The organism is Pedobacter petrophilus (assembly GCF_009674725.1).
Classification (GTDB): Bacteria; Bacteroidota; Bacteroidia; order Sphingobacteriales; family Sphingobacteriaceae; genus Pedobacter; species Pedobacter petrophilus.
The window spans coordinates 21,013-27,317 of the sequence record NZ_WKKH01000053.1; the positions used below are offsets into that span (position 1 = coordinate 21,013).

The window sequence follows — 6,305 nt, forward strand, 5'->3', positions numbered from 1 at the left end:
GTATATATGACGAGTGAAGAAAAAATCAGAAGTGCCTTTGAAAATAAAGACTGGCAAGAAATTAAAGTAACGGATTCCTGGCAGATTTTCAAAATTATGGCCGAATTTGTCGATGGCTTTGAAAAATTAGCGAAAATTGGTCCATGCGTAACCATTTATGGATCAGCACGTACCGCCGAAACAAATAGATATTATCAATTGGCCGAGCAATGCGGCAAGCTTTTAACCGATCGTGGTTATGGTGTAATTACCGGTGGCGGGCCGGGCATTATGGAAGCCGGTAACAAAGGTGCCTACAATAACGGAGGTAAATCAGTAGGGTTAAATATCGAGTTGCCATTTGAGCAGTTCCATAATAAATACATCGATCACAATAAACTATTGGAATTCGATTATTTCTTCGTCCGCAAAGTAATGTTCATGAAATACAGCCAGGGTTTTGTGGTTTTACCAGGTGGTTTTGGTACCATGGATGAGTTGTTTGAGGCGCTTACCTTAATTCAAACGGGTAAAATTGCCAGGTTCCCGATTGTATTGTTAGGTAAAGATTACTGGAGTGGTTTAATCGACTGGATTAAAGGCACCATGTTGCAGAAAGAGCATAACATTCACGAAGAAGATTTAAACTTATTCAGACTGGTAGATACCGCTGAGGAGGCTGCAGAGCACATTTTTAGGTTCTATGATAAATATGTATTAAAACCTAACTTCTAAAACCAGGATTAAAGACGCCTGTTACAAGACTGAAATAATCATCCAATAACCGGATCATTCAGGATTTAATCATTAGAAAGTGCTTGTTTTTGCAGGCACTTTTTTTATTTACAACATTTGCTGTAACGATTCGTTTATTTGGCAGTCTAACAGGAAACCCAGGAAGTGATCGAGAAAATATTGCATTGGAGAAAAGGTTTATTTGATAGTAATTATCAGGTATCGGAGCATGCGTTCCTAAAGTTCTCTATTAATTTCAGTTCTTTCAAAAATTCTGCCATAGCCACTACACAAGAGGCTATTTACTTATTACGAAGTGAAGGTTATTCAAATCCCGAAACCAGAATATTCAATCAAAAAAATGAGGTATTAGCCATCATCCGTTACGATTGGATCAGCTTTAAAGCAAAGATTTTTTGCACGTCTGGAGAAGAGTTCGATTGGAGTTACCAGAATAGCTGGCTGAGCCGTTGGTCTGTCAATAATCATAAAGACAAGCAGGTTATTTATAATTCCTCATCCGGTGGCGGACTCATTCACAGCAACATTGAAGATGATCTTTTGATTGTGGCGGGGCTCTTTATCCGGGAATATTACACCCGAATCCTTTACCTTTTCATTATCTTGATGGTTGTTCTTTCTACTGGCAGAAGTATTTTTTAGCTTGTTTTATGGCGTTTTAACACGCTGTCCGCTATATCTTTTTAGAAGAAAAATCCAAAAAGGATGCCGCTTCCATCGTTAACGCAAAACAGCAAGGTGCTTAGATTTAGCGGCAGAAAAAAAGAAGCAGGGATATTTTATGATCGAAAATATTTAACACTAAACCAAAATCTCGTTAATTTTCTCTGTTGGTCTGGCAATAACAGCCTTATTACCAGAAACCACAATCGGTCTTTCAATCAGAATCGGATGCTCAACCATCGCATCAATCCATTCTGGATCTGTTAAAATTTTACCTTTATAGTTTTCAATAAAAATCTTCTCGCCTTTACGAATCAAATCAAAAGGCGCAATTCCAGGCTTAGAAAGCAGCCCTTTTAGCTGAATTTTATTTAGCGGTGTTTCCAGATAATAAATCACCTCAAAAGCTTTCCCGCTACTTTCCAGTTCTGCCAGCGCCTGACGGCTTTTTGTACACCTGTTGTTGTGATAAATCTGGATCATTCCGAGTATATTAAAGTCCGCTCACGCCGCCACTCACTACTAACTTCATGGCATCGGCAGCACTCATATTTAAATCGGTAACCTTATCTCGTTTAACAATACAAAGCTGACCCGCAAAAGAATATGATAAGGGAAAATAAACGGCTACATCATCTGGCAACTCCAGTTTATGCAAATCGTTTTGCGTTAGGAAACCAATTTTTCTTAATCCTCCTTCCACTTCAACCAATACCGGGTGATTAAATTTCTTTTCATCGCCTACAAAAGCCTCTGTAAGATCTTTAATAGAGGAATAAATAAAATTGAGGAGCGGTAACCGTTGCATCATCCGCTGAAACCAGTTATACATCGGTTCCGTAACCAAATTGGTCACAAAGATTCCGGCGAGCAGAATGATGGTTAGAACGGTAAGAAGCCCTAAGCCTGGAATGTTTCTGCTTTCGCCTGTACGGGGATTTACCCCAAGTATATTATTTACGTTTAACCAGCTATCTACCGTTGTAACCGCCCAAACCACGATAAAAATACTCACAGCAATGGGTACAACGATTAATAAACCTTTGATTAAATAGTTTAAAATGCCTTTCCCTACTTTATTCATGCTGCAAACTTATGCAAAAATTGTTCATTTGTTGCCCGTTCAATGGTTCATTTGTTTAATAGGCCATCAGCTAAATAATAATAGCGCGCTATTCTGCCCATGTTCTAATCAAATAACCAATGAACCATTTATTCATAAAAGTAAATCCGTTTTACCCGTTGAGAAATGTTTGTTAAAATTTCATAAGGAATGGTGTTGATATCTTCTGCCAGCTGCATAATGGTATGTTCTTTATTGAATACAATGGCCTCATCACCAGCACTTACCTCCAAACCCGTAACATCAAGCATCGTCATATCCATACAAATGGAACCTATTGTAGGCACCAACTGTCCGTTCACTAACATTTTACCGGTTCCGTTTCCGAATGCACGTCCATAACCATCAGCATAGCCGATTTTTACGGTTGCAATTTTACCGCCATTTGGCATTACACCTTTTCTGCTATAACCCACGCTTTCGCCTACTCCTACTGTTTTCACCTGCGTAATGGTAGTTTTTAAAACGATCACCGTTTGTAAACCTTGATTATGGTTCAAGCCGGCATCGAAGCCATATAATCCAATCCCCAAACGAACCATATCCATTTGACTATCCGGCCAGCGGCTTATGCCAGACGTATTTGCAATATGCAATAAGGGCTTATATCCTAAACCATCGATCAGTTTTTCGGCAGCCACTTTAAAAGTATCAATCTGGTGCCGCGTAAAACCATCATGTTCTGCTTCTGCACTCGCCACCAGATGAGAGAAAACACTTTGAACATTAATCTGGTGATTATTTTTTAACACCGAAGAAAGGTTAGCAATTTCAGCATCATCAAAACCTAAACGGTGCATTCCACTATCAATTTTTAAATGAACCGGATAATTTGAAGTGCCTTCCGGAAGTGCCTTTAAAAAGCTATTCAGAATCTCCAGGCTATAAATTTCCGGCTCCAAATGATGTTTGATGAGGGCTTCGAAAGCAGATTCTTCGGGGCTCATCACCATAATGGGCAAGGTGATTCCGGCTTTACGTAATGCAATTCCTTCATCAGCATAAGCTACCGCAAGATAATCAACCTTGTGAAACTGAAGTAAGTTGGCAATTTCGAAGCTTCCGCTTCCATAAGAAAACGCTTTCACCATTGCCATAATTTTAATGCCGGGTTTAATCTTCGAACGGTAAAACTGCAGGTTACTCACCATGGCATTCAAATCAATTTCCAATACGGTATCGTGTATTTTTTGAGTCAGCATTTTGCTGATTCTCCCAAATTCAAAACGCCTTGCCCCTTTTACCAAAATTGTTTCATGGCTAAATTGCAGGTTTGCAAAATCGCTAATAAAAGCATCTGTATCTTCGAAAAATAGCGTTTCACATTTAAAAAGAGCAGCGTATTGGGCTAGATGGGCACCAATTCCAATCAAACGGCTTACTTTTTTCTGCGCCAGTAAATCAGCAATTTCGGTGTATAAAACCTGGTCATCTTTACCGGTTTCAAACAACTCGGAAAGAATAACAGTTTTTTTAGGATGCTGATTTTGCTGATTCAAAAAATCGAGTGCAATAGCGAGGGAAGAAATGTCGGCGCTATAAGAATCATCAATGATGGAACACTGGTTAATGCCATTTTTCAGTTCAAGACGCATACTCACCTGGCTTAACCGCCCCAGGCGTAGGCCGGCTTCCGCAGCCGAATAGCCTAATGCCAGCAAAGTCGCCCAGCAGATAATTCCATTTTCGATGGACGCCTTATCTTTGAATGGCAACAGACAATCGATTTCCTGATTTTGATAGATGGCCTGCAAATGGCAGTTGCCATCAACAGGCGCTATTGCAATAATCCGAAGATCAGCACCCTGTGTACTGCTCCAGGTAAATTTCTTTTGCCCGGGCAGTGCTGAAAGATCCTGTCCATAAACGTAATCAGGAGAATAAATAAATAATTCACTTTCCTTAAAAAGCTTAAGCTTTTCCACTAATTTTTCATCTTTGGAAGCAAAGCCTTCTGCATGTGCTTCTCCGATGTTAGTTAAAATTCCAATCTGAGGCTGGATAACCTCAGCAAGTGTATCCATCTCTCCTGCGGCGGAAATACCCGCTTCAAAGATACCTAAAGTATGATCCGCATTGATTTGCCAGACAGAAAGGGGTACACCAATCTGAGAATTATAACTCTTCGGACTCCGAATAATATTGAAATCTGCAGCCAGAAGCTGATACAGCCATTCTTTTACCATAGTTTTCCCATTACTTCCTGTTATTGCGATTTTTTGCAAATTAAATCGCTGCTGATGCTCGGTGGCGAGCTTTTGCAATGCATTTAGTGAATCTTCAACAAGAATAAAATTGCAATCGGGATATAATGCAATGTATTTCTCTTCGGTTATCACAAAATTCCGGATTTGCTTATGGTAAGCATCTCCGATAAATTCATGCCCATTCCGATGAGAAGATAAGGCAAAAAACAAAGAATTTTCAGGCACCAGCACCGAACGGCTATCAACAATCAGGTATTGAATGATGGTTTGTTCATTGGCTAATTTAACATCAGCCTGAAGAATTTTAGCGATGGTGGAAATGGTGTAAATCGGGTTTTGCATTATAATTATATTCAAAAAAATACTTCAATCGCTATTATTTTTACGAATTTCATCAATTAATTATGAAAAGCGGCAAACAAGAGACGGCAATATTAGACAAAAAACAGGCGCTAGCCAAAGCAGAAAGTTTTTGTGTTTACCAGGAACGCTCACAAAAGGAAGTTCGATACAAATTAGTGGAATGGGGAATGCGTGGAGATGAATTGGAAGAAATTCTGTCAGAGCTGATTGTAAACAATTTTCTGAATGAAGAGCGGTTTGCAAAATCTTATGCTTCAGGTAAATTCAATATTAAAAAATGGGGACGCGTAAAAATTAAACAGGGGTTAAAGTTAAAAGGGGTTCCTGACAGGATTCTGCAAAAGGCTTTGTACAGTTTAGATGACAACGATTATATGCAGACTTTGGAAAGTCTGGTTATTAAAAAAGCAAATACTATTGCTGAATCTAACCCTTTAAAAAGAAAAATGAAGCTCATGACCTATCTTCAGGGCCGTGGTTTTGAAAGTGATTTAATTTTACTTGCACTGAAAGCCAGCAATTTAAATTAAATATTAAATTTTTAATAAAAAATCCCTTGACAGAAATAGAAATCTGTCTATATTTGCATCACCAAAACGAAACAGCATATCGGTTTTGTTCATGCGAAAGTAGCTCAGTTGGTAGAGCACGACCTTGCCAAGGTCGGGGTCGCGAGTTCGAATCTCGTCTTTCGCTCTAAATGTCTTCCTACCAGAAGGCATTTATTTTTAAAGGTTAATCGCCTGCTCGGGTGGTGGAACTGGTAGACACGCAGGACTTAAAATCCTGTGCTTTCAAAGGCGTGCGGGTTCGATTCCCGCCCCGAGTACTTCAAAAAAAAATCGAAATGAAAGCCTTGATGAAAATCAGGGCTTTTTGTTTTATGGTTCGACTCCGGGCACAACCCGGATCAAGCGGAACCATTGGATTTTATGGGATCAAGCGGAATTCTTGGGGGGAATAATTTTAAGCATATATCTTTGAGAGTCTGAACAGAAAGAATTTCACATCACGTACCCCTCTGGAAGTAGCCCTGAATGCGGATCAAGCGGAATTCTTGGGGGGGATAATTTTAAGCATATATCTTTGAGAGCCTGAACAGGAAGAATTTCACATCACGTACCCCTCTGGAAGTAGCCCTGAATGCCTTGACCTTTGCATTGAAAGACTCTGCCGATGCATTTGTCGCCCTGTTGATAAAGAAGTTCAGGATG

Annotated in this window: 7 protein-coding genes and 2 tRNA genes; 5 read left to right on the top strand and 4 right to left on the bottom strand. The window is 39.5% G+C overall.

Annotated elements, in window-relative coordinates; all coding sequences use genetic code 11:
• Window positions 1-6: 6 nt before the first annotated feature.
• Together GJU39_RS20430 and GJU39_RS20435 are read left to right on the top strand one after the other, a co-directional pair.
• Window positions 7-714 carry an LOG family protein gene (locus GJU39_RS20430; protein WP_154282857.1) on the top strand — a complete coding sequence of 236 codons (708 nt, stop codon included), beginning with the start codon at window positions 7-9 and terminating at the stop codon, window positions 712-714.
• A gap of 165 nt (window positions 715-879) precedes the next feature.
• Window positions 880-1,377, top strand: coding sequence for a hypothetical protein (locus tag GJU39_RS20435; RefSeq protein WP_154282858.1), 498 nt, complete (start codon window positions 880-882; stop codon window positions 1,375-1,377).
• A 159-nt stretch (window positions 1,378-1,536) separates the two neighbouring features.
• Here the strand turns inward: GJU39_RS20435 and arsC are convergent, their stop codons facing one another.
• From arsC to GJU39_RS20450, 3 genes are all read right to left on the bottom strand, one after another.
• A complete protein-coding gene (arsC, locus tag GJU39_RS20440) occupies window positions 1,537-1,881 on the bottom strand; it encodes an arsenate reductase (glutaredoxin) (protein WP_154282859.1) in 345 nt (114 codons plus the stop codon).
• Between the two features lie 10 nt (window positions 1,882-1,891).
• Window positions 1,892-2,482 carry a DUF502 domain-containing protein gene (locus GJU39_RS20445; protein ID WP_154282860.1) on the bottom strand — a complete coding sequence of 197 codons (591 nt, stop codon included), beginning with the start codon at window positions 2,480-2,482 and terminating at the stop codon, window positions 1,892-1,894.
• A gap of 128 nt (window positions 2,483-2,610) precedes the next feature.
• The gene (locus GJU39_RS20450) at window positions 2,611-5,070 is read right to left on the bottom strand and encodes a bifunctional UDP-N-acetylmuramoyl-tripeptide:D-alanyl-D-alanine ligase/alanine racemase (protein WP_154282861.1); all 2,460 of its coding nucleotides are present in this window, start codon (window positions 5,068-5,070) and stop codon (window positions 2,611-2,613) included.
• Window positions 5,071-5,132: 62 nt separating this feature from the next.
• Here GJU39_RS20450 and GJU39_RS20455 point away from each other — a divergent pair, with 62 nt between their 5' ends.
• From GJU39_RS20455 to GJU39_RS20465, 3 genes are all read left to right on the top strand, one after another.
• Window positions 5,133-5,621, top strand: coding sequence for a regulatory protein RecX (locus GJU39_RS20455; protein ID WP_154282862.1), 489 nt, complete (start codon window positions 5,133-5,135; stop codon window positions 5,619-5,621).
• Between the two features lie 93 nt (window positions 5,622-5,714).
• Window positions 5,715-5,787 (top strand) — tRNA-Gly (locus tag GJU39_RS20460).
• A gap of 49 nt (window positions 5,788-5,836) precedes the next feature.
• A tRNA-Leu gene (locus tag GJU39_RS20465) sits at window positions 5,837-5,920 on the top strand.
• A gap of 243 nt (window positions 5,921-6,163) precedes the next feature.
• Here the strand turns inward: GJU39_RS20465 and GJU39_RS20470 are convergent.
• Window positions 6,164-6,304 carry a transposase gene (locus GJU39_RS20470; protein ID WP_456238481.1) on the bottom strand — a complete coding sequence of 47 codons (141 nt, stop codon included), beginning with the start codon at window positions 6,302-6,304 and terminating at the stop codon, window positions 6,164-6,166.
• Between the last annotated feature and the right edge of the window lies 1 nt (window position 6,305).